Origin of the sequence: Streptosporangium becharense, assembly GCF_014204985.1 — a bacterium.
In the GTDB taxonomy this organism is placed as follows: Bacteria; Actinomycetota; Actinomycetes; order Streptosporangiales; family Streptosporangiaceae; genus Streptosporangium; species Streptosporangium becharense.
In genome coordinates, this window is sequence record NZ_JACHMP010000001.1 from 5,292,145 (window position 1) to 5,317,605 (window position 25,461).

Below are 25,461 nucleotides of genomic sequence, written 5' to 3' on the forward strand. Positions count from 1 at the left end.
CCGATGGAGAACGGCATGCGTCAGTTACCAAGAGTGATGTCCAGATTGCTTTTCGTCGCCATGATGCTCCTGGCCGGTCTCGCCTCGGTGGCGCCGGGCGCCCAGGCGGCGGTCCCCGACAAGTGGGGCTTCGCCGTCGTCGACGTCACCTCCGGCGTCCCCGACCCCAACCACCAGGCCGGCAGCTGGGCACCCGGGTTCACCGTCAGCGTCTCCCCCGGCGTGGCGGGTCAGACGTTCGTGAGGTTCCCGCAGATCGCGACCGCCGGAGGGGTCGTGCACGTCACGGCGATCTCCCAGAACGCCCACTGGTGCCAGGCGCAGAAGTGGGGACCGTCGGGAACCGACCTGATGGTGGCGGTGCAGTGCTACCGGTACGGCGGGGCCCCGGTCTTCACCCCGTACTCGGTCCTCTTCGAGACGAGCAGCGGCACGCTGCCCGCGCCGAAGGCGTTCGGCTACGTGCACTACAACGGCGCGGCGGTGGTCACCCAGTTCAACTCCGCGGGCGCCGCGAACGTCGTCGCCGGCGGCGGCGGGGTCTGGACGGTCACCCTGCCCGGCCTGGGTTCGACGGGACCGGCCGGAAACCTCCAGGTCACCGCGGTCGACCCCAACCAGCCCGCCCGCTGCAAGGTAGGCGGCTGGAGTTCGGCGCCCGGCGGGCAGACGGTCCAGGTACGCTGCCACAACGCCACGAGCGCTCCGCTCAACACCGGGTGGACCCTGACCTACCAGCGTGAGCGTTCCGTCATCGGGGCGGCGCTCCCGCCGAACAACTTCGCCTACACCTTCGACAACAGCCCGGCCAACCCCGGTCCGTACGCCCCGCTGCCCGCGCCGCTGAACTACAACTCGCTGGGCGGCGTCAACACCGTGCAGACCGCCGGTACCGGCCAGCGCCTGATCGTCTTCCCCGCGGTGGGTGTGCTGCAGGACCACGTCCAGGTCACCGCGTACGGAACCGGGCCGGAGTTCTGCAACCTGGGTGCCCTCTGGAACACCAGCGGCAACGCGATCGTCCGCAACGTCATCTGCTACAACGCCACCACCAGGGTCGACCGGACGTCCCTGGTCAGCTACACCTCGGCTTTCTAGAGCACGCGGACGGGGTGTCGTGGCCGCTGTCCGGCGGCCCGCGAACATGACGGCCGCACGACCGGCGCGACACCGGATGTGACGGCCGGGGACCGAGGATGACGACCCGCCCGCCACGGGATCCGGTGGCGGGAGACGCGGCCGCGTCTCCCGCCACACGTCCGTCCGGGAGCGCCGCTCGGGAACACCGTCCGGCGTCCCGACTGGACCGGCGCCGTGCGGGTAGCCGGGAGACATGACGACCTACGGCTTCCACTCATCACATGAGCAGATCCATCCGGCAGAGCTGCTGAAGGCGGTGGTCCGGGCCGAGCAGGCGGGGTTCGGGGCGGCGATGTCGTCGGACCACTTCTCGCCGTGGAGTGAGCGGCAGGGACAGTCCGGGTTCGCCTGGTCGTGGCTGGGAGCGGCGCTCCAGGCCACCGATCTGGCGTTCGGCGTGGTCAACGCCCCCGGCCAGCGCTACCATCCGGCGATCATCGCTCAGGCGATCGGCACCCTCGGCGCGATGTACCCGGGGCGGTTCTGGGCCGCCCTCGGCACCGGTGAGGCGAGCAACGAGCACATCACCGGTGACCGCTGGCCGCGCAAGGACCTCCGCACCCGGCGGTTGCGCGAGTGCGTGGACGTCATCCGGGCGCTGCTGGCGGGGGAGGAGGTCAGTCACGAAGGCCTGGTCACCGTCGACCGGGCACGGCTGTGGACCCGGCCGGAGACCCCGCCCAAGCTGGTGGGCGCCGCCGTCAGCCCCGAGACGGCGCGCTGGTGCGCGGAGTGGGCGGACGGTCTGATCACGGTGAACGCCCCCGCCGACCGGCTCCGCGAGGTCCTCGGCTCCTACCGGGACGCGGGCGGCCGGGGCAAGGCGGCCCTGCAGGTGCATCTGAGCTGGGCCGAGACCGACGAGGAGGCGACGGCCATCGCCCACGAGCAGTGGCGCAGCAACATCTTTCCGCCGCCGGTCTGCTGGGACCTCGACACCGCCGAACTCTTCGACGCCGTCTCCGCGGAGGTCCCGCCGGACCGGGTCGCCCGGGTGGTCAACGTCTCCTTCGATCTTGGCCGGCACGCCGCGCTGCTCAACGAGTACGCGGAACTGGGCTTCGAAGAGATCTACCTGCATCACGTGGGGCAGGAGCAGAGCGCCTTCATCGACGCCTTCGGCGCGAAGGTGCTGCCGCAGCTGCGCTGACGGTGCGCATGGAGGTGGACGTCTCCCCGGGCCGCAGGCGCGGGTCATGGCCGGGCCGGTGCTGGAAGACCGGCCCGGTCCGGCCCGTCCGGGACACGGCCTCCGGGTCCGCGCAGGTTCGAGGGGGCGAGCTGGTTTCGAGAAGTCGGCCCGGTTCTGGAGGGCCGGGCCGGTTCAGCCCTTCCGGGATGCGGTCTCCGGCTAGGCGGCTTCCCGTCGTACCTGTGAGACGTAGCGGCAACAATTACGCCATATTGGATTCACACCACTAGGCAAATGTTCTACATTTAGTTGTGGGAGCGCTCCCATATTGAGGAGGCGCAGTGTCTCTCCACCACGGTTCACCGATGGCCCCTCTGGACGTGGCCCCCGAGTACGCGACCGAGTGCCTGCTGTCCGCGGCCCCCGCGAGCGTCCGCGCCGCCCGCTCGCTGGTCCGCCGGGAACTCTCCATGTGGGGAGCCCACGACCTGGTGGACGACTGCGTGCTGATCGTCAGTGAACTGGTCACCAACGCGATTCGGCACGGAGGAGCCGCGTGCGCGCTGAGAATCCGCGGCGGCGAGGGTTTCGTCCACGGCGAGCTCTTCGACCCCGGCGCGGGCACCCCCCGCGTGCGTGTCCGTGACATGGAGGCCACCGGCGGCAGGGGACTCCAGATCGTCGGTTCCCTCGCCGACGACTGGGGGGTCACCCACCCCGCCGCAGGCGGGAAGACCGTGTGGTTCGTCCTCACCCTCCCCGGCCCGTTCCGCCGCCCCCCGATGTTCCCCGTCCCCCGGCACAGCGGCGAATAGGGGCGGGATCTTCCCGGTGCCTTCCCGGTGCCTTCCCGGCGGGGTCGCGGACGGAAAGCGGATCGGCCGCCCATCGGGAGACTGGACCCGTCGTCCCCTGGGAGACCGGACCGGCCGTCCGTCGGGAGGTCGGATCGGCCGTCCCCCGGAAGGCTCCCGGCAGCCGCGTTCACGGCCGCCGCTCCTGCGGGACGAGGTGTTCGAGGAACCGGGCGCTTGCCGGGGTCTGGGCCGACGCCGGGTTCCAGGCGAGACCGATCGGACGGCGCTGCGACGGGCCGAGGGGGCGGTAGACGGGGTCGTCGTGTTCGAGCACTGTGGGGCGGGGCAGCACGCCCACGCCGAGGCCCGCGCCGATGAGGCTCCGCATGGTGGCGATCTCCTCGCTCTCGAAGGCGATCACCGGTGTGAAACCGGCCTCCCGGCACAGGACGTCGACGACCCGGCGCAGGTCCGTGGTGGAGGCGAACGCGATGAACGGCTCGTCCCGCACGTCGGTGAGCGTCAGCTCGGTGGCGCCGGCCAGCGGGTGCCCGGCCGCCAGGGCGATGCACAGCTGCTGCTCCCGCAGCAGGTGCCAGCGTGCGTTCGCTCCCTCCGGCGGCGGGGTGACCAGCGCGGCATCGATGTCGCCGTGCTCCAGCCACGCGTACAGGTCGCGGCCGAGGCCCTGGTGGAGCTCGAACCTGATCCCCGGTCTCGCGGCCCGGTAGTCGCGGAGGATCTCGGGGACCAGCCAGCGTCCCACCGAGTACAGGAACCCGAGGCGGATCAGGCCCGTCCCCGGGTTGGCCAGGGCGTCGATGCGACGGCGTGCCGCGTCGAGCTCGCCGACGGCCCGCGCGGCGTGGTCACGGAACAGGGCACCGAAGCGGTTGACGGCGAGCCTGCGGCCGTGCCGGTGGAACAGTTCGGCGCCGAGCTCGGCCTCCAGCCGGGCCAGGGACCGTGACAGCGTCGACTGGTGGACGCCCTCCAGCGCCGCCGTGTCGCGCATGTTCTCCGTGTCACAAAGTGAGAGGAACCAGCGCAGGGTTTGCACGTCCACCCTGCGATGATGCGTTCTGCGCATCAGCTCCGTCAAATACTTCATTTTGAGCATCAGGGGCGTGAGGTCAGCATCGAACGGTGACTTCGCTCCTCACGCCGTGGGCCGCCGATACGCGCCGAGCCGACGAGACGCACCAGGCCGACGACGCGTGCCGGACCACCGAGACGCGCCAGGTCGCCGGTACGCATCGGACCGCCGAGACGCAGCCTGCCGCAGGGCTCCAACCGTCCGCCGGACGCCGGCCGCCTGCCGGTACGCAGCCGGCCGCCGTCTCCGGGTACCGGCCGGGAGACGGGGCCTACCGCCGGATCAGATACGGCCTGATGCTCGGAGGGCTCGCCAACTTCGTGGCCCTGTACTACGTCCAGCCGTTGCTGCCCCGCGTCGCCGAGGAGTTCCACGTCTCGGCCGCCGCCTCGTCGGCGGTGCTGTCGTTGTCGACCGTCACCATGGCCGTCGCCATGCTGTTCGTCGGTCCGATCTCCGACATGGTGGGGCGGGTGACGATCATGCGGGTCTCCCTCGTGGGCTCGGCCGTGCTGGGCATCGCGTCCGCGTTCGCTCCCACCTGGCACAGCCTTCTCGTCCTGCGGGGCCTGGAGGGCGTCGCGCTGGCCGGCCTGCCCGCGGTCGCCCTGGCATACCTGCGTGAGGAGATGCACCACGGCGCCCACCTGCGCGCGAACGCCACCTACATCACCGGCACGGCGCTGGGCGGGGCGGCGGGCAGGCTGCTCCCCGGCCCGCTGGACGCCCTGTGGGGGTGGCAGGGGGCGACCCTCGTCGTCGGCGGACTCACCCTGGCCTGCGCCGGCGGCCTGTGGGTGCTGGTGCCGCCCTCCCGCCGGTTCGTACGCTCCAGCCCGCGGCCGGGGGAACTGCTGCGCACCACCCGGCTGACCCTCCGGGACCCGGCCCTGGTGGCGTTGTTCCTGGTCGGGGCGGCCGGAATGGGAGCCTTCGTCGGCCTGTACAACGCCATGGCGTTCCGCCTCGAGGCCGCCCCCTACCTGCTGGGCGGTGCGGCGGCGCTGGTGTTCCTCGCCTACCCGGTGGGCGTGGCCGCGCCGCTGGCCGCCGGTCGCCTCGCCGCCCGGCTCGGGCGAGGCCGGGTCGCCCTGATCGGCGTCGCGCTCCTGCTCGCGGGGGTGCTGCTCACCGCCCCCTCCCCGCTGCCGCTGATCGTGGCCGGGCTCGGTGTGCTGACCTTCGCCTTCCTCGGCACCCACTCCCTGGTCAGCGGCTGGGTCTCCGACCGTGCCCACCGGCTCGGCGCCGGCGTCGGTCAGGCCTCGGGGCTGTACCTCCTGGCCTACTACACCGGCAGCTCCGTCTTCGGCACGCTGGCCACCCACCGGTGGCAGGCCGGAGGGTGGCCCGCGGTGATCGCCGTCTCCGCGGGGCTGACCGTGACCGCCGGAGTCCTCGTGGCGGTGGCCCACCGGTTCGACACCGCCCCCCGGCCCACTGGCGACGGGTCCGCCGCCGCCCGGACCACCGGTGACGGGTCCGCCGCCGTCCGGGTCACCGATCCGAAGCCCGCCGGCGATGGGTCCGCCGTCCGGGGCGGCGCCCCGAAGCCCGCCGGCCCCGAGTCCGTCGGTGGCGGGGGCACGTCCCTGCGTGCCGTCCTGCGGTGATCCGCCGTCGTGGGGCCGGTGCCGTCACTCGTCCGCGTTCCCCGTACGCTTGCTGCCCGATACGGGAGGCGACGGCCGGGACGGGGCGTCCCGCCGCGTCATGGAGGCGAGGGCCGGGGCGGACCGTCCCGGCGTGTCATGGACTGCTGCGGGCGTGCCCCGGCTGATCGCAGAACATGATCGCAGGAAGAGGCGCGCACCCCCATGACGACCTTCGACCACACCCGTCGTGCCTGTTACACCGGATTTGTGACACAGGCCATCGTCAACAACCTCGCCCCGTTGCTGTTCATCGTCTTCCAGACCCGGTACCAGGTGCCGGTGGAGATGCTCGGCCGCCTGGTGTTGCTGAACTTCGCCACACAGTTGGTCACCGACATCGTGGCGGTGCGGTTCGTCGACCGGATCGGCTACCGGATCCCGCTGGTGCTGGCCCACGTCCTGTCGGTGCTGGGGCTGGCGCTGCTGTCGGCGGCGCCGGCGATCCTGCCCTCCCCGTACCTGGGGTTGTGCGTCGCGGTCGTGATCTACGCCGTCGGCGGCGGCCTGCTGGAGGTTCTCGTCAGCCCGGTGGTCGACGCCCTGCCCAGCCCGCAGGAGGGCAAGGCCGCCGCGATGAGCCTGCTGCACTCCTTCTACTGCTGGGGCCAGGTCGCCGTGGTGGCGGGCAGCACGCTGCTGCTGGCCTGGATCGGTCAGGACGCCTGGCAGGTGCTGCCCCTGGTGTGGGCCGCCGTCCCGCTCGTCAACATGGTGGCCTTCCTACGGGTTCCGCTGCCCGCGACCGTGCCCGACGAGCACCGCACGACGCTGCGGGCGCTCTTCACCGCTCCCGCCTTCGTCGCCGCCGTCGTGCTCATGCTCGGTGCGGGTGCCGCCGAGCTGACCATGTCGCAGTGGTCGTCCCTGTTCGCTGAGGAGGGATTGGGCGTGTCGAAGGTCTGGGGTGACCTGGCGGGCCCGTGCCTGTTCGCGGTTCTGATGGGCGTCGGCCGCTTCGCCTACGGGATGTGGGGCGAGCGGATCCCGCTGGCGCCGACGATGGCCGCCTGCGGGACCCTGGCGACCGTCTGCTACCTGGTCGTCTGCCTGTCCGCGAATCCGGTCGTCAGTCTGGTCGGCTGCGCGGTGTGCGGCCTGGCCGTCAGCCTCCTGTGGCCGGGAACCTTCAGCCTCGCCGCCGCCCGCTTCCCCTTCGGGGGTGCGGCCATGTTCGGGGTGCTGGCCGTCTTCGGTGACGCCGGTGGTGCGATCGGACCCTGGGTCGCCGGGGCCGTCGCGGACGCCGCCGCGACCGCCGACGGGTTCCTGGGCGGTCTGCCGGCGGCGCTTCCCGGCGACGGCGGCTCGGGGTTGCGCACCGGGCTCCTCGTGGTCACCGTCTTCCCGTTGGCCGTCGCCGCCGTCGCGCTGGCGTACGGCATCCGTTCCCGGCGTACGACCGGTCTTCCGGCCGGTGAGACCACCGCCGAGACCCGATGAGGAGACCGCCGCCGAGGCCCGATGAGGAACCTGGTGAGGAACCCGAGGAGGAGCCCGGGGAGGAGCCCGGGGAGGAGCCTGGTGAGGAACCCCGCTCCGGACATGCGGCGGAGGAACGGGCGGGGGCCCTCGTCCCGCGCCGTGAGGCCGTTCCGCCGGTCCGGGCGGTCGGGGAGATCCCGGAGTCGTGTCGCTTCTGCCCTGCCGGGTAGGTATCCAGGGCTTTCAGATCATGGTTGACGCGGCACCGGGACGGGGACGCACCGGGAGCCGCGTGCCCGCAGGGGAACCGGGGGACGGACTCATGGGCCAGGATGCGCGAACAGGACCGGAGAAGCGGGGGACCACGGCACCCGAGGTGCAGGGCCGGGGCGTGGGCCCGGACTACTCGGGGCCCGGAGTCGAGGCCGAGCTCCGCGGTGCCGGACCCGACACCGGAACCGGTTCCGGCGCCGGAGACTACGAAACCCTCTACACGGCGCGGGCCTCCTCCGGAGGTGACCGGACGGGCCGCGTGACGACCGACGACGGGCAGCTCGACCTGGAGGTGCGGGCCCCGGAGCAGCTCGGTGGCCCGGGAGGCGCACCCAACGCCGAGCAGCTTCTCGCCGCCGCCTACGCGGCCTGCTTCCACAGCTCCCTCGAACTGATCGCCGGTCGGTCCGGGGTGGACACTTCAGGGGCCCGCGTCGACACCGCCGTGGAGCTGCGCAAGCGCGGTAAGGGCGACGACTACGCGATCGCCGTCGACGTGACGGTCCACCTGCCGGAGGCGGAACGGGACACGGCAGCCCGTCTCGCCGGGCAGGCGCAGGAGCACTGCCCGTACTTCAAGGCGGTCCGGGGCAACGTCGACGTCGGCGTGCAGCTCGCCTGACCGGGAGGCTCTTGGGTGCCTGACCGGGAGGCTCTTGGACGCTCGCCGCCCCAATCTTGCCCCGGAGAGGGCGTTCCGCGTGTGACCAGGGGGTAGTCAATCGCCCATAGAGGTGACAGAGGGACAACGTTCATCGCGGTACTGCGTATCCATCATCGGGGGACAGAAGGAGAACGCATGAGACGCAACACCGTTGTGCGCAGCATGCACGACGTCGGGCTCGCCATCTGGTTCGGCGGTTCGCTGATGGGGGCGGTCGGCCTCAACGGCGCCGCCTCCACAGTGAACGACCAGCGGCAGCGTGCCCAGGTGGCGAACACCGGGTGGAAGATGTGGACACCGGTCAACGCGGCGGGCATCGCCGTGCATCTGGTCGGCTCGGTCGGTCTGCTGCTGGCCAACAGGGGACGCGTGGGGCACCAGAAGGGGGTGGCCGCGAACACCGTCGCCAAGACGGTGCTGACCGGTGTGGCGCTGGCCGCGACCGCCTACAGCAGGGTCCTCGGCGCCAAGATCGAGGAGGCCGGCGAGGTGATCGCCGAGGGTGCGACCAAGCCCGACGAGGCCACCCCCGAGGAGGTCGCCAAGGCACAGCAGCAGCTCAGCGTGCTCCAGTGGGTCATCCCCGGGGTCACGGGCGCTCTTGTCGTCCTGACCTCCCTGCACGGGGAGCAGCAGCGGCCGGGTGAGGTGTTCCGGGGCATCGTGAAGGACACGTTCTCCTCCGGCAAGGGCCGCATGCACTCGGTGGGGAAGCTGGTGGGAACCGCTTGAGTTCCGCGGGGCGGGCGGCCGGGGTTCCACCGGACCGCCCGCCTCCGGGCTGTTCCGGCCGGTCGGAGCAGGCGGTCCCGGAGCACGCGGTCACGGAGCACGCGGTCACGGAGCGGCCGGAACAGTCGGAGCGGCCGGGGCACGGGGCCCTGGAGCGGCCGGGGCAGGCGGTCCCGGAGCGGTCGGGACAGGCGGTTCTGGAGCGGTCGGGACAGGCGGTTCTGGAGCGGCCGGAGCGGTCGGGGCACGCGGCCCTGGAGCGGGCGATCGGGGCCCTTCCCCTCGTCGACCACCACGTCCACGGGGCCACCTCCCGTGATCTTCCGCGTGGGGAGTTCGAGGAGCTGATCACCGAGTCCGACCGGCCGGTGCCCGCCTGGATGACCCAGTTCGACTCCCAGCTCGGCTTCGCCGTCCTGCGGCACTGCGCGCCCGTCCTCGGCCTCGACCCGCACCCCGACCCCGGGGCGTACCTCGCCCGCCGCGCCGAGCTCGGCGCCGGGGAGGTGAACCGGCGCCTGCTCACCGCCGCCGGGTTCGGCCGTCTCCTGGTGGAGACGGGCTACCGGGGGGAGGAGGTCCTCGGCCCGGCGCGGATGGCCGCCGCGGCCGGTTGCCCCGCCGACGAGGTCGTCCGGCTGGAGGCGGTGGCCGAGCGGGTCGCCGCCGAGGGAGGTGACGCCGCCGGGTTCGCGGCCCGCTTCGAGGCCGCCCTGTGGGAGCGGACCCGCGAGGCACGTGCCCTGAAGACCGTCGTCGCCTACCGCCACGGGTTCGACCTCGACCCCACCCGGCCCGCCCCGGCCGAAGTGACACGGGCGGCCGGTCGCCTGCTGCGGGCGGCCGAGCGGGCCGGGGCAGCCGAGCGGACGGGGACGGCCGAACAGACGGGGACGGGGACGCGGGCCGGGACGGTCCGCGTCGACGACCCGGTGCTGCTGCGCCACCTCATCTGGACGGGCATCGACCGGGCGCTGCCGCTTCAGTTCCACGCCGGACTCGGCGACCCCGACGTCGACCTCCGCCGTGCCGACCCGCTGCTCCTGCGCGGCCTCATCGAGCTCGCCGAGCCGAGCGGTGTCCCGCTGCTCCTGCTGCACTGCTACCCGTTCCACCGCCATGCCGGTTTCCTCGCCCAGGTCTACCCGCACGTCTACTTCGACGTCGGGCTGGGCGTGAACCACACCGGTGCGCGCAGTGTGGCCGTGGTCGCGGAGAGCCTGGAGACGGCGCCGTTCGCGAAGGTCCTCTTCTCCTCGGACGCCTGGGGCCCGGCGGAGCTGCACCATCTGGGTGCTCTGCTGTGGCGCCGTGCGATGACCCGGGTCCTGGCGGGCTTCGTCACGGACGGTGAGTGGAGCCAGGAGCAGGCGGTACGGGTGGCCGTCATGGTCGGCGCGGAGAACGCCCGCCGCGTCTACGGCCTAGAGGCGCCGGAGTGCCCCGGGAGGACCCCGGAGTGCCCCGGGAGGACCCCGGAGTGCCCCGGGAGGACCCCGGAGTGCCCCGGGAGGACCCAGGACGATCCTGGCTGAAACCGGATACGGGGTGACCTAGGACGACCCCGGAGGAAACGGTGATCGCGGATGGGAGGGCGACCCCTCGGAAGGCCGGAGCCTCAGCACCGCGTTCCATCCCGATGATCACGCATGACCGAAATGTCCGCGTGAACCACGCCGTTCGGGGAACCCGGAGAAGATGCGAACGTCCCCCGACCCGGAGAGGTTGTATGACCACCCCGTACGAGATGGCCGCCCTGTACGAACGTCTCCGTGCCGCCCTGCACGCCGAGCTGCCCGCCGCCTGGGAGCTGCGCCGGGAGTTGCACGCCGAACCGTGCGTGTCCGGCAGTGAGGAGCCGACCCTCAAGACCGTGCTCGACGCCCTGCCCCCCGGTGACGCCCTGGAGCGGGTCGCGGAGACCGGCGCGGTCCTCCGCGTCGGCGGCGACGGCCCGGCCGTCGGGGTACGCGGTGAGCTGGACGCCCTGCCCATCATCGAGGAGACGGACGTCCCGTGGGCCTCGTGCAACGGCGCCATGCACGCCTGTGGCCACGACGTCCACCTCGCGGCGCTCGTCGCCCTGGCCAGGGCCGTCGACCGCGTACGGCCGCCGGTGCCGATGGTCGCGGTGCTCCAGCCCCGCGAGGAGAAGCACCCCTCCGGCGCCCGCGACGTCGTCGCGTCCGGCGCGCTGGCCCGGCAGCGGGTCGGCGCGATGGTCGCGGCGCACGTCCAGCCGGTGCTCCGCGCGGGCGAGACCTCCTGCGACCCCGGCGCGGTCAACGCCTCCTCCGACGAGTTCACGCTGACGGTACGGGGCCGCGCCGGGCACGCGGCCTACCCGCACCTGTCGCGTGACCCCATCCTGGCCCTCGCCCAGACCGTCGTCGCCGCGCAGCAGCTCGTCAGCCGTGACGCCGACCCGATGCTGCCCACCGTGGTCACGTTCGGCACGCTCACCGCGGGCACCGCCCCCAACGCCACCCCCGGCGTGGCCGTCACCCGGGGCACGATCCGCACGATGTCGGAGGAGTGGCGCCATGACCTGCACGACCGGTTCCGCGAGATCGCCCAGGCCATCGCCCGTGCCCACGGCTGTGAGGCCGAGGTCGAGGTCTCCCTCGGAGAGCCGGTCCTCGTCAACGACGCCCGCCTCGCCGAGGAGACCGCCCGCTTCCTCACCGACGTCGTGCACCACGACCCGGCCACCCTCCGCTCCTGCGGCGCCGACGACTTCGCGCACTTCGCCACGGTCGTTCCGTCCCTGATGATGTTCGTGGGGACGGACACGGCGTCGGGTCTGCACAGTCCGTGTTTCCTGCCCGGCGACGAGACCGTGACGGCGGTCGCCGAGAGCCTGCTCGCCGCCTACCTGGGTGCGGCGCGCGTCATCGGCGCGGACACGGGTGCCGTCGCCTGAGCCGCTCGGAGCGCATGGCTTTCGGGCGGCCCTTCCATGACCTCATGAGGGCTGAGCTTCATGGTCGGCGGGTGCGACCGCACAGTCTCCGTGCGGGCCCGCCGTCGTGGCCGGTCTCACCGGAGACCGGCCGGATCGGCGTCCGGCGGCCGGTATCGCGGGCGTTTCCCGAGATCAGAAGACCGCCGGTTCGAGCAGTGTGACGTCGGTGCCGGAGACCTCGACGGGCACGCCGATGGGCAGGGTCAGCATGGGGTCCGTGTGACCTGTCTCGAACTCGGTCACCACGGGGTATGACGTCCCCTCCAGCACCTCGCCGAGGATCACCCGCAGCTGTTCACGGGCATGGGCCTTCCAGAGCCGAGGACGGCCGACGACCAGGGCGGCGATTCCGTCGAGAAGGCCGGCGTGTCGCAGCTGCCACAGATCCTTGTCGGCCTGCGCGGGGCCGTAGTCGACGTCGGGGAACTCCAGCACCAGGACATGGTCGCGGTAGTCCGGCTGCCAGGGGGTGCCCAGCAGCTGTAGCGCGCTTGGAAGGCAGCCGGCGAGAAGGGGCCCCGCCGACGTTCCGCCTCGCAGGGCCTCCCGCGGCGGTGCGGTGTCCACCCGCCGGGGCTGCGTGGAGTCGAGTGCCCAATCCACGTACTCCTCGATGAGGTCCTCGCATCGCGGGAAGAGGCCGTGTCCCGCCTCCATGACCACACGTTTGAACTCGTTCACCGTGAACGGATGAGGTGCGGGACATTCCCCCATCTGGGTGAGGACCGCCGGGCCGTAGAACGTCACGCAGCCGCTGACCGCGTACAGGGCATGATGCAGCACCGTGGCGTCCGAGTAACCACATATGACCTTGGGGCTGCGGCGGAAGGCATCGTAGTCGAGCAGGTCCAGGATGTGCGTGGCCGCGTAACCGCCCACCGCCCAGAGGACACCGGCGACGCCTTCATCGCGCAATGCGTTGTTGAACTCCTGCGCACGTTCTCGTCGTGTTCCCGAGCGCCACTCCATGGAGTTTGTCCTCCGGTCGGCGGCCTCGGCCCGTAGGCCGAACTCACCGCGCACGTTCGCGATGCCCCTCGCGAAGCGCCGGGGGAAGACGTCGCCTCCGCCCCAAGACGGTGATACCACTCGCACGTGGTCGCCCGGACGTAGCCGGGGCGGACGTCGTACCGGGTCGTGCTCGCCACGTCGTATCAGCTCGTTCATCGGTCTCTCACATCCCGTTGCCGGAAAGCATGCCGGGCAGATCTCCCAGAGAGACGGTCTGCGGTCCGTCCAGGGGAGATCTGACGACGATCGCCGTCCCCTCCTCCAGCTCTCTCTTGCCGATGACGACCACCAGGTCGCAACCCAGCGCGACGGCCCGATCCTCCCTCATGCCGAAACTCTGCCGTACCGCATCATCGAGAAGGCACGCCACGTCGCCCGAAAGGGTGCGTCCCAGGACGTCGCGCAGGCCGCTGATCTCGTCCCTGCTGAGGGATGGGTGGGCCAGAACCGCGAACTGGAACGGCCTGAGCGGACCGGGCATCGAACGGAAACCCGTTCCGCACGCGCGGTCCAGGACAAGATTGATCAGGCGCTCGATACCCCACCCGTAGGAGCCGGCGATCGCGTGCTCTTCCTGCCGGGAGGTGGCGACCTCCATGTACATGGCAACGGTGCTGGTCCGCCCGACGTCACGAAGGTCACCGAACGACTCGGAAGCGCGGATGGACACCCCGCGCTCGTCCAGCCGCTCCTCGCCGCCCGCGTCGTGTACGACGAACTGCACGTACGCGAGATCGCGTTCCAGCACCTCCACTCGCGCGTAGGGGATGCCCATCCAGTCGAGGAACCTTTCGAAGGTTCCCTCCACCTCGGCATGTATCTTTCGCAGGTCCTCCCGGGTTCGGGCGGAGGCGTAGAGGTCGCACATGATGAACTGGCGCAGCCGAATTAGCCGCTTGGGGCTGTCGACGTGCCGGAACTTCGGTCCGATCTGGAACAGCCGGATCTCGTCGCGGGTGAACAGACCTCGGCCGGCGATCCAGTGCTCGAAGGTCTCCTCGTATGTCGCGCCCAGGCCGACGACCCCGCTGATGGGCGCCTGCGCTCTGTACATCTGGTGCTGGTGCGGACGCAGGCGTTCCACCTCCAGTGACAGCTCCGGCGGCAGGAGGAGCGGGAACTCGATTTCCTGGAAGTGGGCCGCCGCGATCTCGTACCGCAGCCGGTCGCACAGCGCCTCGCGTATCCGCAACCCGACGGGCGACCATGTCAGCAGTCCGGCACCGATGCTCTTGTCGGCGATGAGCGCTTCCAACCGGGAGCGATCCAGCGTTCCGGAGGAGAAGTCGGAAAACGACGGCCACAGCCACGGGTCCGAACGCAGAACAGTTATTCCCACATTATCACCCTTGCCCCTGATATTCGCTTGGTTGAAAATGAAGTCATTTTTTCGTATTTGTGTGGGGAAGAATGATTTGTCACTGGTGGAACAGTGGTCGGTCGGTCATGCGGGCCTCCGGGCCGGCCACGAAGACACCGTATTTCGCGAGCGTGTCCAGCTGGGTCCGTATGTTGGCGACCCCGCGGTCGACGTCGCGGAAATCCTTCGGTGTCATCCCTATGCGCTCGACCGCTTTCTCGACGGCGATGTTCTCCCACCTGCCGAGCTGAGGCATGAGCAGATGCTGGTACTCGGCCTGCCACAGGCGCAGTACGGCGCGGTCGTTCGTATGGCGGACCAGGTCGAGCGTGTCGTGGTTGAGCCTGCGCGCCTCGTGGACGTCCATTCCGATGTGCGACCACGAGTAGTCGGGATTGTCGGGGTCATGGACCTCGATCTTCAGACGCTCCCGGTCCTCCCACAGAGGCATCGTCTCGTCCGAGATGCTGAAGACGCTCAGCATGAAGTGGCCCGCGTACTCGTTTGCGAGGAAGTCACGGGTCAGCGCGAAGTCGTCGGGCGTCTCACCGGGGTATCCGGCCATGAAGGAACAGCGGTAACCCAGCCCTCCCTCCGTCAGAAGGCGGAACGCACGGAGGTTGTCATTGCGCGTCACCTTCTTGTTCATGTGCTTCAGCGTGCTGTCGCTCATGGACTCGAAACCGATCGAGAGGAACTGGCAGTGGCTCGCTGCCAGCTGGTCGATCAGCTCCGGCGTCTTCAGGACGTTGGCGCGGCTGTAGGCCTCCCACCCGACTCCGACGTCGGGCAGCAGCTTCATGAGTTCACGCAGCCGGGTCGGAGGCACGGTGAACGTGCTGTCCATCGCCGAGATGTACGTCGCGTTGTTTATCTCCGCGTATGACGCCCAGTCGTCGCGGATCTTCGTAGCGGACTTGTACCTCCACTTCGGGCTCGCCGCCGGAAACGAGCAGAATTTACAGCTGAACGGGCACCCGCGCATGGACTCGTAGGGGATGACCCGCCACTTCCCGTTCGGATGGGGCGATGGATACCCCTCCAGATCCAAGTAGGCGAAATGGTTGACCCGGTAGCCCATGAGGTCCCGGGGCTCGCGATAGACGAGGTTCGGTACGGCGCCGAGGTCCGTGCCCTTGCGCAGGGCTGTCAGGAGGGTGGGGAGCGCCTCCTCCCCGTCACCCCGGACGATGAAGTCGACGCGCGGCATGCTCCGCATGATCGATGCGTATTTCAAGTTGCTGTACTGGCCGCCCAGGATCAGCGGGACGTCCGGAAGTGCCGAGCCGATCCAGTCGACGACCCGCTGCAGGTCGCGATCGCTCCAGATGAAGCTCGTGGAGAGCAGCACGGCGTCATAGGCGCCGTGTCGCAGTGGAGGCGGTGTCTCCGTATCCCACAATTGAGTCGTGTCGTAGTGCTCGGCGGTCACACCCGCGCGTTCGAGGATGCGTTCCAGAGTGAAGGTCGTCAGGTGCGGGACGTTGTAGTAACGCGGGCGGAGCAGAGGGTAGTCGTCACCTTGGTGATGGAAGGCGAGGCGGCCCAGTCGGAAGCCTTCCAGGGCCGTCCCCGCCAGGTATTCCGCAGCCACGGCATCACCGTTCCTCGATTCGAGGAAGGTACCCGTGAGGTAATCCGAGTTTTTCAGTGTCGGGCCGAGTCCTGATATCAGTAGAACGTTCATCCCACCGTCTCGTTTCATGGTGACTGGTCTCCGCCGTGTCGTCGGCGGGGAATCAGCGCCACCCCGTTCGTTGCTCCGTCCACGCGCGCGCCGTTTCGGCCATCCGCGCCTGGAAGGGACGTAGCGTCGGCAGTCCCACCGGGCTGGGCTGACGCGCCATCGAGGAGAACCAGCCGGCGAAGCCGGCGATTATGGCGGTGACGTCCTCGGGGTTCGCGGCGTAGTCCGACGTGATCCGGCGAGTCGCGTCCTCCGGTGCCGTGCCGTTGTCGGCGGCCACGCTGAGCAAGAAGTAGACCACGTCCACCAGAGCGTTCCCGCGGCACGCGTAAGCCCAGTCGACGAATACCGGCGGCCTCCCAGGCGTCACGATGATGTTGTCGGAGCGCAGATCAGCGTGAAGCAGCTGGGAGCCTCGCAGGAGCTTGACGGCCCGCTGTTCGAGGTCGATCAGCGCATCGAGCCATCTGGCCGACCAGGGGTGCAGAACGCCGATGTCGAGTGCGGAGAGCGACCGCCACGATTCGAACGCCGCGGCGAAGTGCACGTCCGCCTCGGGCAGGTCGTAGGACGCGTCCAACCGCTGACCCCGCATGGCGTCCAGGGCACGGAGGACGGCGTCGACGTCCTCCGTGGACCATGGGGTGGGCGGGTTCCCGCCCGGGACGACGGGGAAGGCCAGCACCACCCAGTTCTCCCACTCCAGCGTCCATGACAGCGCCGGGCCCGTCAGTTCCGCCGGGAGGGAGAGATGTACGCGGGCCTCTTGAAGGTAGAGATCCCTGGCGTACGCGTTGAGGCCGCTGGACGTCGCCTTCACGAACGACTTCCGAGCGTCCGCATGGGTGAGTACGCCCGCGAAGCCCGGGGAGAATCCGCCGTGGGCGACGTCAGCTGTGGTTACCCGTGTGCCCGATCGCTTCTCGATGGACGCGCGTAGACCTGGGGGCAGCTCCTCCCAGGAGATCCGTGGCATTGCCCAACCTTCGTGTGGTCGTTCCGGCTACCGGTGATTCACACCTCGGGAAGGTCCCTCGTTCCCGTGGTGGTGCCCACGCGGAACGAGGAATACCGATCAGCCCGCCGGTTCCAGCCGGTATCGCGTCTCACGCCGGCGCTCACGGCCGTTGATTGCGATCAGTTCCGCGATGGTGGGTTCCATCAGGGGTTGGTCGCTCATGCCGTAGAACTCGCGCAGAGCGCGGGTCGCGGCGCGCAGCGCGGACTTGCTCGCTTCCGGGTTCTTGTGCAGCTCGTGGCCGGCGCCGGGGATTCTGTAGGTGTGACGTAGGACTCCGGGATTTCCGCCGTACGCGACCGAGTAGTCGTCGATGTCGACCCAGTCGTCCGCCTCGGCCACGATCAGGTAGGTCGGCGTGGTCATCCGGTCGATGTCCTGCCGCGTTCCGGACAGGGAGTGCCACCCGTTCTGCAGGAGGTCACGCATCCAGGAATCCCCGTCGATCATGTAGTTGAGCGCCTTCTGCCGGCCGTAGAAGTGATCCGGATCGTCGATCAGCAGGTCGATGTCTTGTCCCGTCGCCGCTCGTACGGTCGAGCCCATGTCGACGACCCCGAGCATGGAGACCAGCGCGTCGACCCCCGCCGGTTGCTCGGCCAGGTGCCGGAGGGCGATCCGGCTGCTGATGCTTCCCGCGAACAGCGACAGGCCGTTCCCGAAGGCGAGCGACTTGCTGACGGTGCCCAGCACCGCGGCCAGGTCGGACCGGGCCGAGGAGGCCGTGAAACGATCGAACTCGCCCTCGCTGTTGCCCCGGTGGTTCGTGTAGTCGAACCGTACGACCTGGAATCCGTTGCTGACCAGGTAGAGCATCGGCAGCAGGCCGTGCCGTACGGTGCCTTCGAACTGGGGTGCGATGACGATGATCGGTGCGTCCGGTGCCGCGATGCTGTGAACGCAGTGGATCCGCCTGCCCTCGGGGCTTTTGACCTCGAAGACTTCTTCCTGATACTCGGCGTGCATTGGATCACCTATTCAGCTGTGCGCGGTCGAGTTTGAGCGCGCAGCCGCGCGACTCGACTTTCTCGACACGACGGGTGAACTCGATTCCCTGACCGCGCCGCCCGCACCGGCACTCCCCGTCGAGTACGGTGCGCGCGTAGTCGTCGGTCAGGATGAATCCCGGATAGCTCGTCGCGGTGGGGTCCACGAACGCCAGCAGTCCCTGCCGCCCGTTGGCGACCGGCTGTAACGTCCGCGGGTCGAGCGTGAGGACGTGGATCCACGGCGGAACGTGCTTCACGTGGAATTCGCATTCCGCCAGGATGCTGTTCAGCTCCACCATGTTGAAGAAGTCCCGTATGCGGCTCGGGTCCAGCCCCTGGAACCTCTTGGTCAGGTGGCCGACGAACTCCTCGCGCGGGATGGAGGAGCCGCGGAACCGCTTCCAGCCGCCCGCCGTGATGACGAACAGGTTCTCGCAGTCTTCGAGGAGAATGCCGTTCTCCGTCATGTACTCGTCCAGGTGCAGGAACATGATCGGAGCGCCGACCAGGAGGACGTTCTCAGCGTCGCCGCGCGCCTCCTGGATCCGCCTGACGACCTTCGCCGGGTCGAACACGCCGTCGACGACGAAGTTCTCGGTCGGGAAGAGCATGTCCGTGACGGCCATGGCGTAGGAGAACCACAGGTCTCCGGCCTCTTCCTTGGAGGGCCCCAGATGCAGGCAGAAGGCGTCGTCGAGGCCCAGGAGCTGGTCGACACTCCCCTGGATCGAGCCGAGGAACCGGCACAGTGTCGTCTCGTCGCGATGGACGAGGCTCATCGAGCCCTGGGTACCGGAGCTGGTGCAGACCTTCACGATCGCTTCTTCTGGGCCGGTGCGCACCTGGCTGATCTTGAACTGGGATGACGTGATCAGCGGGATGCGGGCCAGGTCCTGGAGAGTGTTCAGCTGGTCGGGCTCAAAGCCGGATTTCTGGCAGTACTGGCGGTAGGTGGGATTGTGTGTGAAATGGTGGTCCACCGCGTTGCGTGCCATCGTGAGCTTCAGCGTCTCGATCTCCGCGGCCGAGGCGTGGTAGATGTCACTCCGCTGGAACACCCAGTCGTCGAGCACGCTCACCGCTTCGAGCGGGTCCCAGAGAAGGGATGCCCCGGTGTCTCGCGTGATGGGTTCGTTCACCTGGCCAGCTTCCTTCCCAGCACGTAGAGGTTGTTGCTCCGTGGGGCGATTCCCGGCTCTTCCAGGACCGCGCGCTCAAGCCGGTAGATCCGCTCAAAGGAGTCCGCGTCACCGAGGATGCTGGCGAGGGTCTCGGTCTGCCCGCGAAGCTGCGTCTCCTGGTATCCGGGGTAGATGAGGTTGGGGAAACCGGTCGTGAGGACGGGTTCCAGGTCCAGCCGCCGGTAGACGTTCTCCAACTGGGCCGGGGTGAAGACGTGCATGTGGGGCATCGTGGTGGTGAACCGGCCCCGGCGGCTGACGGTCGGATGTTCCGCCTCGTCCAGCTGACGGGTCATGATGTTGAAGAACATCACGTGGTAGCGGTTGGGGACGAACGACAGGAGATAGCCGCCCGGGGCGACGAGAGTGCTCAGGCGCCTGAGCACATCCTCCACGTCTTGCACGAACCCGAGGACGTTGTGGAAGTTGAAGACGATGTCGAAGGGCCCGGTGACGGGTGAGCAGTCGATTTCCTCAAGGCGCCCGTTGACGACCTCGAACCGGTCTGACCAGCCGTTCCGCTCGGCCTTCTCGCGGGCCTTCTGCGACATCTCGACCGACAGGTCGAACAGGACGCCCCGCGCTTTCGGGTACGCTTCCAGGATTTTCGAGCTCCAGCGTCCCGTCCCACCTCCCGCGTCCAGGAAGCGGAAGTCCTCCGGCAACTCGTCAAGCGTCCTGCTGAACACCGACCACAACAGGCGGTCGGACAGGTTCCAGTATTCTTGCTGGTCCACCAGGTCGTACTCTTCGGCCTTGTCGGCGAAGTATTCTTTGACGCTGTCCTCGTAGGCGAGGTCATAAGTCATGGATGGGCACCGCTTTCCGTTCGATCTGAGTGCTTGTCGTGTCGTCGGGCCGTCCGACGTGGCGGGCTTCAGCCGGTGACGGCGGTCTCGGGCAAGCCGGCGCCGTCGGCCGCCGGGAGCGTGTCGATGTCCTCGGTCAGGGTCTCGTGCACCATGAGGAACTTTGTGGTGTCGATCGGGCCGTTCTCGATGTACTTGCCCCAGTAATCGAGCCCGCGTTCGACGCCGACCCAGCGCAGCAGGCTGTGCATCGGATAGATGTTGTCGTGCGGGATCCCGATGCGGTGCCACTCGGCGAGCCCGACCTCCGTGATCTTGGAGGCGCCGCGCAGCGTCGCCTCGTCGCGGATCTCGGGGTTGCGGTTCCACGGCGAGATGATGATCGTCTGTGTGTCCGGAGTGCAGTGGTTGACCGCGTCGCCGATGTCGTCGACGGGGATCACATAGATCGTGCGGCTCAGCGGATGCTCGTTGATGTGGCCGGGGTCGGGAACGACCGTGACGGTCCAGGCAGTGCCGCCCTCGGGTGAGGTGTGCACGTCGTTTCCGGAGTAGAGAGCTTCGAGCCGGGCCCGAGACACCAGGGCGTGGGCGTCGTCGGAGACGAAGCCCTTCGGCAGCAGCCGGTCGTAGAGGTTGAGCGCTTCGATGAGGTTGGCGGTGAAACCCGCCGTGTTCTCCCGCCCTTCGACGAACACCATCTGCGGGGAGAAGCAGGCTTCCTGGTTGTAGATGGCGATGTCGTGTGCGAGATCGATCGCGACCTTCTTCGACCCGGCGGATTCCGCGCCGATCAGGGCGAAGCTGCTCTTAGGCCCGAACTCCAGGACGCTGACACCGGTGCGGACCAGTTCCTTGACCCGCTTCACCGGCTTCTCGCCGCCCCAGACGCAGGCCACGTCCGCCAACCTGATGAACTTCTCCTCAGCGGGGTCGCCGCCGGGCCAGTAGAGGACGTTCATCGACTGGGTCACCGGGTGGTCGGGATCGATCTCGTGCATCGAGAGCGCGAAGTACAGCGCCGTGATGGGGTCGCGCTTCGGCAGCTTGGCGATGGTCGTGTTCTTCGTGATGATGCCCCGGATGAGCGACATGATGCTGGAGGCCGGGACGTTCCCCACCATCACGTGAAGCGCGTTTCCCCACGGATGCGCGTGGACCAGTGCGTCGTTCCGCACGAGCCAGTCGTCCAGGTAGAAGCGGCTGCCGATCTCCGCGTCCAGCATGTCGTACAGGGCCGCGCCATAGGTGCACAGGACATGGATGAGGTTGAACTCACGCTGGGCCATCTTCCGGCTCATGCCGGAGATCGCCGACATCTGATCGAGCGCACGTCGGTACAGTGGGTGATCCATGTTCTCGATCGCCCAGAACCGGCCGACCTTCTGGAGGAAGGCGACGATTTCCTGGATGTGCAGTCTCGCGAGGCCGAACCTGTCGTGCGCTTCGAGTTGGGCGATCTCCGCCTGCGTGATGACCGGGATCCGGGCCCGGGCCGCGGTCTCGTAGCTGAGGACATGCGCCTCGCGGTCGGGGGCGAGGAAGATCGGCCGCCCACCCAGGAAGATGGGGAGGTCGATGTCGGTGTCCGTCACGGTGTTCTCCTTAACAAGATGTACGGGCTTGGAAACGGGGCCCATCCGTCAGGGGATCGTGACAACGCCGTTGTACCGCTCGAGCAGCTGGCTGTCCCTGATGTCCGCATGGTTGAGCAACCAGCAGATGTAACGCTCGACGCCGAGACCGAATCCGGACGTCCGCATCGGGAACTGCTCGCGCATCTTGATGTACCACTCGTACGGGGCAGGGTCCACGCCGTGACGCTTGAGCGCTAGACGAACGTCCTCGGCCGTCGTGTGACGTTCGCCCGAGCCGACGGTCTCACCCATCCCGATCAGGAGATCGGCCGCCAGCGCCTTCTTCCCGTCGGCGTCCGCGAAAGCCTGGTAGAAGGGGACCGACAGGTGGTCGGGCTTGACCACCCAGCAGAACCCGCCGAGCCTGCCCATCAGTTCCTTCTCACCGGCACGGGTGAGCACGGGGAAACCGGATTCGTGCCATCGGACCAGCGAGTCGTCGGCACCCAGCAGTTCCACCGCCTCGTCCATGGTGATCTGCGGGATGTGGTCCGACTCCAGGAAGTCGGTGATGTGCTTGGTGCCGCCCTTGATCCTGCCGCCCAGCTTCTTGAAGATGTTGGCGGTCATCGTACGGAGGTAGCGCTCGACAAGCGCCATGACGTCGTCGATCCCGCCGGGAATCTCGGCCTCGCTGTGAAAAAACTGGCACAGGTGCGTCGCGTCGGCGTCCTCACCGCGGAAGCTCGGCATCAGGTAGTAGGCACCCGCCTGGTTGAGGCGGCATCCGTACTCGAGCATGAACTGCATCGAATCCGCGAGATAGGTTCGCACGTTGAACAACTCGATCTCCACGGGCAGCGAGTCGCTTCCCAACCCCATGGGGCTGGAGATGGAGTGCGTCGTGATCGGCAGGTGCAGGTTACGAAGGCCCGCCGCCGAGAAGATCTCGACGGTGTTCTGGGTGACGAGGTCCTGTACCTCGGTGAGCAGCGCATACCACGGATCACCGATGATCTGGAGAAACCGGTCTTTGGCCCCGGCGCCCTCTCGCTTCGAGTCGCCCGTGGAGAACGACGAGGCGCGTTCCGTTGTGCTGGTCACGATGTACTCCCTTGGTTCTCAGAGCCGACTGCCGATCAGGCCGATCACACGGCAGTCGCTTGCATAACGCTGATCTTCGAATTCACTGGATCCGTGCCGGTCTCGTTCGCCCGCGGTCCGTCTCGCGCGACGTCGCGCCGCGTTCACCGATCAGGCGGAACGGTGGTAATCGATCGCGACCATCACTGTTCGTCTTCACCGGGTCACGTCTCCCGGCCCGGGCTCCTTCGGGGATGGCGCCGGCGTGTCCGGTCTCGGACTCGGTGACCTGGTGGTCGCGTCTAGTAGGAGTAGGAGTAGGTCGCTACGCAGACGGTCCACTCGTAGACGTCGCGAAGCAGGAATCCGGTCGGCTCTCCTCCGAAGCGGAGAACGTATCGAGAGCTCCACATTGAGTTCCGTGTGGTTATCCGTTATGGAGGATTTTCCGGAAAGCGGTCCCTTACGGGTGGCCCCATCACCTCTGGCTGACATCACCTACGTCCTGTATCGGATCAGGAATTTACGGATGGCAGAAGATCCATGAATAGGATCATCCGGATCGCTTGGGGTTGCCTTGTGATCGGCCGAAGACTCGGCAAGGGGCGCTTACGGTCCTCCCGCCGCAGGCCGCGTGGAGGCTGGGACGTGCGGAGAGGCTGCAACAGAGACGGCGTGGCACGGCGCTTGTGGTTCGGGTGCTGTGGGACGACTGTTCAAGGCATTTCAAAGGTCACTAGGAAACGGCAAGGGGGGCCGGGGAGTCCCGCCACGACAGGAGTCCGTCGACCCCACCCAGACCGCGGCCCTGGTCGCCAACGCGCTGGGCATGGCCGTTCACAACCGAACCTCGCAGTTCGGGGCGGTGATCCACTCCGATCACGGGTGCAGTAGACCTCGTGGGCGTTCACCGATCGGGCCGAGGTCTCTGGGCTGGTCTCCTCGATGGGGTCGGTCGGCGACTGCTTCGCAGGCGCCGTCATCGAGTCGTTCTGGGGTCGGATGCAGACCGGGCTGCTCAACCACCGACGGTGGAAGACCCGCATCGAACCCGCCAACGCGATCTTCGATTACCTGGAGACCTTCCACAATCGACGACGACATAGCGCCCTGGGGATGCGCACCCTGATCGGATACAAGATCCTCTACGCGAACAACCAGTCGGCATGACAGTCAAGTAAGCGAGCTCCACGCAACTCGGGGAACATCGGGAGCCTCCACCGCAGCCGGAGCGGTTCACTCGACGGCCTCGAATTCATTGTCGAATTGCAATCTGAAAGCACTTCCGATATTTTTATTTCTGTGTTACCATGTCGGCAGTGCTGAAATTATGCCAATAGTGTCTGTTGTCATGGTGAACAACGGACAGCCGAGCCAGACGGCTCTCATGTCGGCCGCCGCGCGTGCGGCACATCTCCTTGTCGATGACGCCCCTCCGATCTTCGCCGACACCCTGGCGCGGACCTTCCTGGGGGAGCGCGCCGAGGAACTCCTTGGTTACCACCGGTCCTATGGCGGCCACCCCGTCCTGTCCGGTGCGCGGACGACGGCCGTCACCCGCAGCCGCTACACCGAAGATCGGCTGGCCGAGCTGGCCGGCCGGGGCGTCGACCAGTACGTGATCCTCGGCGCAGGGCTGGACTCCTTCGCCTATCGGTCGAAGCCGGTCGGCCGCGTCCGGGTGTTCGAGGTCGACCAGCCCGCGACCCAGCGCTGGAAGCAGGCACTGCTGATTGAGACGGGAACAGAGGTGCCACCGTCCACCTGCTTCGTCCCGGTCGACTTCGAGCAGGAGTCCGCCCGATCACTTGCCGACCACCTCGTCCGAGCAGGCTTCGATCCAGGCAGGCCCGCCTTGGTCAGCTGGCTCGGAGTCACGATGTACCTCACCCGGGAGGCCATCGGGCAGACCCTGGACGTCATCAGCGGCTTCGCACCCGGCACCGAGCTCGTCGTGGAGCACCTCCTGCCGGCCGAACTCCGCGACGAGGCAGGCCAGTCCTACGCGGAGCTGGTCATGGCCGCGGCGGCCGGGCATGGCGAGCCCTGGCGCACCTTCCTCAGCGCCGAGCAGATGAACACCCTCCTGCTCGAGCACCGGCTCCAACCGGTCGAGTCCGTCCGGCAACGCGAGACGATCCCCCCTGCGGAGTGGGAACGTACCGACTCGCTCCGCCCGTTCGAACTGTCCGTGCTCGCCCGCGCACGCGTCCCCGTCGCCTAGTGGTGCTTGGTCATCTCGGGTAGGGGGACGCCGATGTTCCCCGTGACGCCGGTGTTCTCCGCGGCGGTGCTGTTCTCCGCGACGGCGGTGTGCCCATCCTGGCGGGTGCTTGGGGTCAGGAGGACCAGGACCGTCCCCACGAGATGGAGGAGCCCGGCTGTGCCCATCAGCCAGCCGGTCGTCTCCACGTACCAGCCCGTGTACCGGTGGTCGAGGGGGTGCGGGTCCGCCGGCCCGAGGGCGAGGTGGAACACCGTGTACGGCGCGAGGGCCGACGCCGTGACGATACGGGCCCACGTCTTGCCGCCCCGTCGCCACACCAGGGCCGCCAGCGCCGCCATGAGCGCACCGGCCACGGCGTAGCCCCACACGAAGTGCCGGAGGCTGTCCGCGATCTCCAGCAGGTCGATGTCGGGGTCGGCGTCGACCGCCAGCCCCACCTGCAGCGGGATCAGGAGACCGAGGGCCAGTGTCGCGCTCACCAGCTCGCACATGGACGCCGCCAGCAGACATGCGATGCCGGACTTCGCGTTCCGTGTCTTCAGTGCCTGCAATCTCCGCACCTCTTTCCGGGATCGATCATGGCGGAACCTTCTTGGAGGAGGCTTGTGAGTCACTGTGGTCCGCCGGGGTCCGCCGCCGCGGG

The 25,461-nt window shown here is 68.5% G+C and carries 22 protein-coding genes; 11 read left to right on the forward strand and 11 right to left on the reverse strand.

Going from position 1 to position 25,461, the window contains the following annotated elements; genetic code table 11:
* Positions 1 to 36: 36 nt before the first annotated feature.
* The 3 genes from F4562_RS23250 to F4562_RS23260 all read left to right on the forward strand — a co-directional run bounded on the left by F4562_RS23250 (position 37) and on the right by F4562_RS23260 (position 3,087).
* Entirely contained in the window at positions 37 to 1,098 is a 1,062-nt protein-coding gene (locus tag F4562_RS23250) for a hypothetical protein (RefSeq protein WP_184541164.1), read from the forward strand.
* 235 nt (positions 1,099 to 1,333) lie between these two features.
* A complete protein-coding gene (locus F4562_RS23255) occupies positions 1,334 to 2,290 on the forward strand; it encodes a TIGR03885 family FMN-dependent LLM class oxidoreductase (RefSeq protein ID WP_184541163.1) in 957 nt (318 codons plus the stop codon).
* 347 nt (positions 2,291 to 2,637) lie between these two features.
* Positions 2,638 to 3,087, forward strand: coding sequence for an ATP-binding protein (locus F4562_RS23260; protein ID WP_184541162.1), 450 nt, complete (start codon positions 2,638 to 2,640; stop codon positions 3,085 to 3,087).
* A 169-nt stretch (positions 3,088 to 3,256) separates the two neighbouring features.
* Here the strand turns inward: F4562_RS23260 and F4562_RS23265 are convergent, their stop codons facing one another.
* On the reverse strand, positions 3,257 to 4,135 hold the full coding sequence (locus tag F4562_RS23265; RefSeq protein ID WP_184541161.1) for a LysR substrate-binding domain-containing protein: 879 nt from the start codon (positions 4,133 to 4,135) through the stop codon (positions 3,257 to 3,259).
* A gap of 80 nt (positions 4,136 to 4,215) precedes the next feature.
* Here F4562_RS23265 and F4562_RS23270 point away from each other — a divergent pair, with 80 nt between their 5' ends.
* From F4562_RS23270 to F4562_RS23295, 6 genes are all read left to right on the forward strand, one after another.
* A complete protein-coding gene (locus F4562_RS23270; RefSeq protein WP_184541160.1) occupies positions 4,216 to 5,778 on the forward strand; it encodes an MFS transporter in 1,563 nt (520 codons plus the stop codon).
* A 204-nt stretch (positions 5,779 to 5,982) separates the two neighbouring features.
* On the forward strand, positions 5,983 to 7,260 hold the full coding sequence (locus F4562_RS23275) for an MFS transporter (RefSeq protein WP_184541159.1): 1,278 nt from the start codon (positions 5,983 to 5,985) through the stop codon (positions 7,258 to 7,260).
* A gap of 304 nt (positions 7,261 to 7,564) precedes the next feature.
* Positions 7,565 to 8,137 carry an Ohr family peroxiredoxin gene (locus F4562_RS23280; protein WP_184541158.1) on the forward strand — a complete coding sequence of 191 codons (573 nt, stop codon included), beginning with the start codon at positions 7,565 to 7,567 and terminating at the stop codon, positions 8,135 to 8,137.
* A 177-nt stretch (positions 8,138 to 8,314) separates the two neighbouring features.
* On the forward strand, positions 8,315 to 8,911 hold the full coding sequence (locus tag F4562_RS23285; RefSeq protein ID WP_184541157.1) for a hypothetical protein: 597 nt from the start codon (positions 8,315 to 8,317) through the stop codon (positions 8,909 to 8,911).
* Positions 8,908 to 10,446 carry an amidohydrolase family protein gene (locus tag F4562_RS23290; RefSeq protein WP_246473523.1) on the forward strand — a complete coding sequence of 513 codons (1,539 nt, stop codon included), beginning with the start codon at positions 8,908 to 8,910 and terminating at the stop codon, positions 10,444 to 10,446. The genes F4562_RS23285 and F4562_RS23290 overlap by 4 nt, the downstream gene beginning before the upstream one ends.
* A 194-nt stretch (positions 10,447 to 10,640) precedes the next feature.
* Positions 10,641 to 11,834 carry a M20 metallopeptidase family protein gene (locus F4562_RS23295; protein ID WP_221206787.1) on the forward strand — a complete coding sequence of 398 codons (1,194 nt, stop codon included), beginning with the start codon at positions 10,641 to 10,643 and terminating at the stop codon, positions 11,832 to 11,834.
* Between the two features lie 174 nt (positions 11,835 to 12,008).
* Here the strand turns inward: F4562_RS23295 and F4562_RS23300 are convergent, their stop codons facing one another.
* From F4562_RS23300 to F4562_RS23340, 9 genes are all read right to left on the reverse strand, one after another.
* Entirely contained in the window at positions 12,009 to 13,043 is a 1,035-nt protein-coding gene (locus F4562_RS23300; protein WP_184541156.1) for a S66 peptidase family protein, read from the reverse strand.
* A 7-nt stretch (positions 13,044 to 13,050) separates the two neighbouring features.
* Positions 13,051 to 14,226 carry an aminoacyl--tRNA ligase-related protein gene (locus F4562_RS23305; RefSeq protein ID WP_184541155.1) on the reverse strand — a complete coding sequence of 392 codons (1,176 nt, stop codon included), beginning with the start codon at positions 14,224 to 14,226 and terminating at the stop codon, positions 13,051 to 13,053.
* 79 nt (positions 14,227 to 14,305) lie between these two features.
* Complete coding sequence (locus F4562_RS23310; protein WP_184541154.1) at positions 14,306 to 15,841, reverse strand: B12-binding domain-containing radical SAM protein; 1,536 nt, start codon at positions 15,839 to 15,841, stop codon at positions 14,306 to 14,308.
* A 145-nt stretch (positions 15,842 to 15,986) separates the two neighbouring features.
* Positions 15,987 to 16,754, reverse strand: a complete 768-nt coding sequence (locus tag F4562_RS35950; RefSeq protein ID WP_184541153.1) for a phosphotransferase — start codon at positions 16,752 to 16,754, stop codon at positions 15,987 to 15,989.
* A 255-nt stretch (positions 16,755 to 17,009) separates the two neighbouring features.
* Entirely contained in the window at positions 17,010 to 17,918 is a 909-nt protein-coding gene (locus F4562_RS23320; protein ID WP_184541152.1) for an alpha/beta fold hydrolase, read from the reverse strand.
* Between the two features lie 4 nt (positions 17,919 to 17,922).
* Positions 17,923 to 19,080: a LuxE/PaaK family acyltransferase gene (locus F4562_RS23325; protein ID WP_184541151.1), complete on the reverse strand. Its 1,158-nt coding sequence runs from the start codon at positions 19,078 to 19,080 to the stop codon at positions 17,923 to 17,925.
* On the reverse strand, positions 19,077 to 19,931 hold the full coding sequence (locus F4562_RS23330) for a class I SAM-dependent methyltransferase (protein ID WP_184541150.1): 855 nt from the start codon (positions 19,929 to 19,931) through the stop codon (positions 19,077 to 19,079). The genes F4562_RS23325 and F4562_RS23330 overlap by 4 nt, the downstream gene beginning before the upstream one ends.
* Positions 19,932 to 19,999: 68 nt before the next feature.
* Complete coding sequence (locus F4562_RS23335; protein ID WP_184541149.1) at positions 20,000 to 21,526, reverse strand: acyl-CoA reductase; 1,527 nt, start codon at positions 21,524 to 21,526, stop codon at positions 20,000 to 20,002.
* A gap of 48 nt (positions 21,527 to 21,574) precedes the next feature.
* A complete protein-coding gene (locus F4562_RS23340) occupies positions 21,575 to 22,612 on the reverse strand; it encodes an amino acid--tRNA ligase-related protein (RefSeq protein WP_184541148.1) in 1,038 nt (345 codons plus the stop codon).
* A gap of 924 nt (positions 22,613 to 23,536) precedes the next feature.
* Between F4562_RS23340 and F4562_RS23345 the strand changes: the two genes are divergently transcribed.
* Both F4562_RS23345 and F4562_RS23350 read left to right on the forward strand, forming a co-directional pair.
* Entirely contained in the window at positions 23,537 to 23,761 is a 225-nt protein-coding gene (locus F4562_RS23345) for an integrase core domain-containing protein (protein ID WP_184541147.1), read from the forward strand.
* A gap of 181 nt (positions 23,762 to 23,942) precedes the next feature.
* On the forward strand, positions 23,943 to 24,815 hold the full coding sequence (locus F4562_RS23350) for a class I SAM-dependent methyltransferase (protein ID WP_246473526.1): 873 nt from the start codon (positions 23,943 to 23,945) through the stop codon (positions 24,813 to 24,815).
* Here F4562_RS23350 and F4562_RS23355 read toward each other — a convergent pair.
* Positions 24,812 to 25,369 (reverse strand): hypothetical protein, encoded by a 558-nt coding sequence (locus F4562_RS23355; RefSeq protein WP_184541146.1) that lies wholly within the window; start codon positions 25,367 to 25,369, stop codon positions 24,812 to 24,814. The genes F4562_RS23350 and F4562_RS23355 overlap by 4 nt on opposite strands.
* Positions 25,370 to 25,461: the final 92 nt, after the last annotated feature.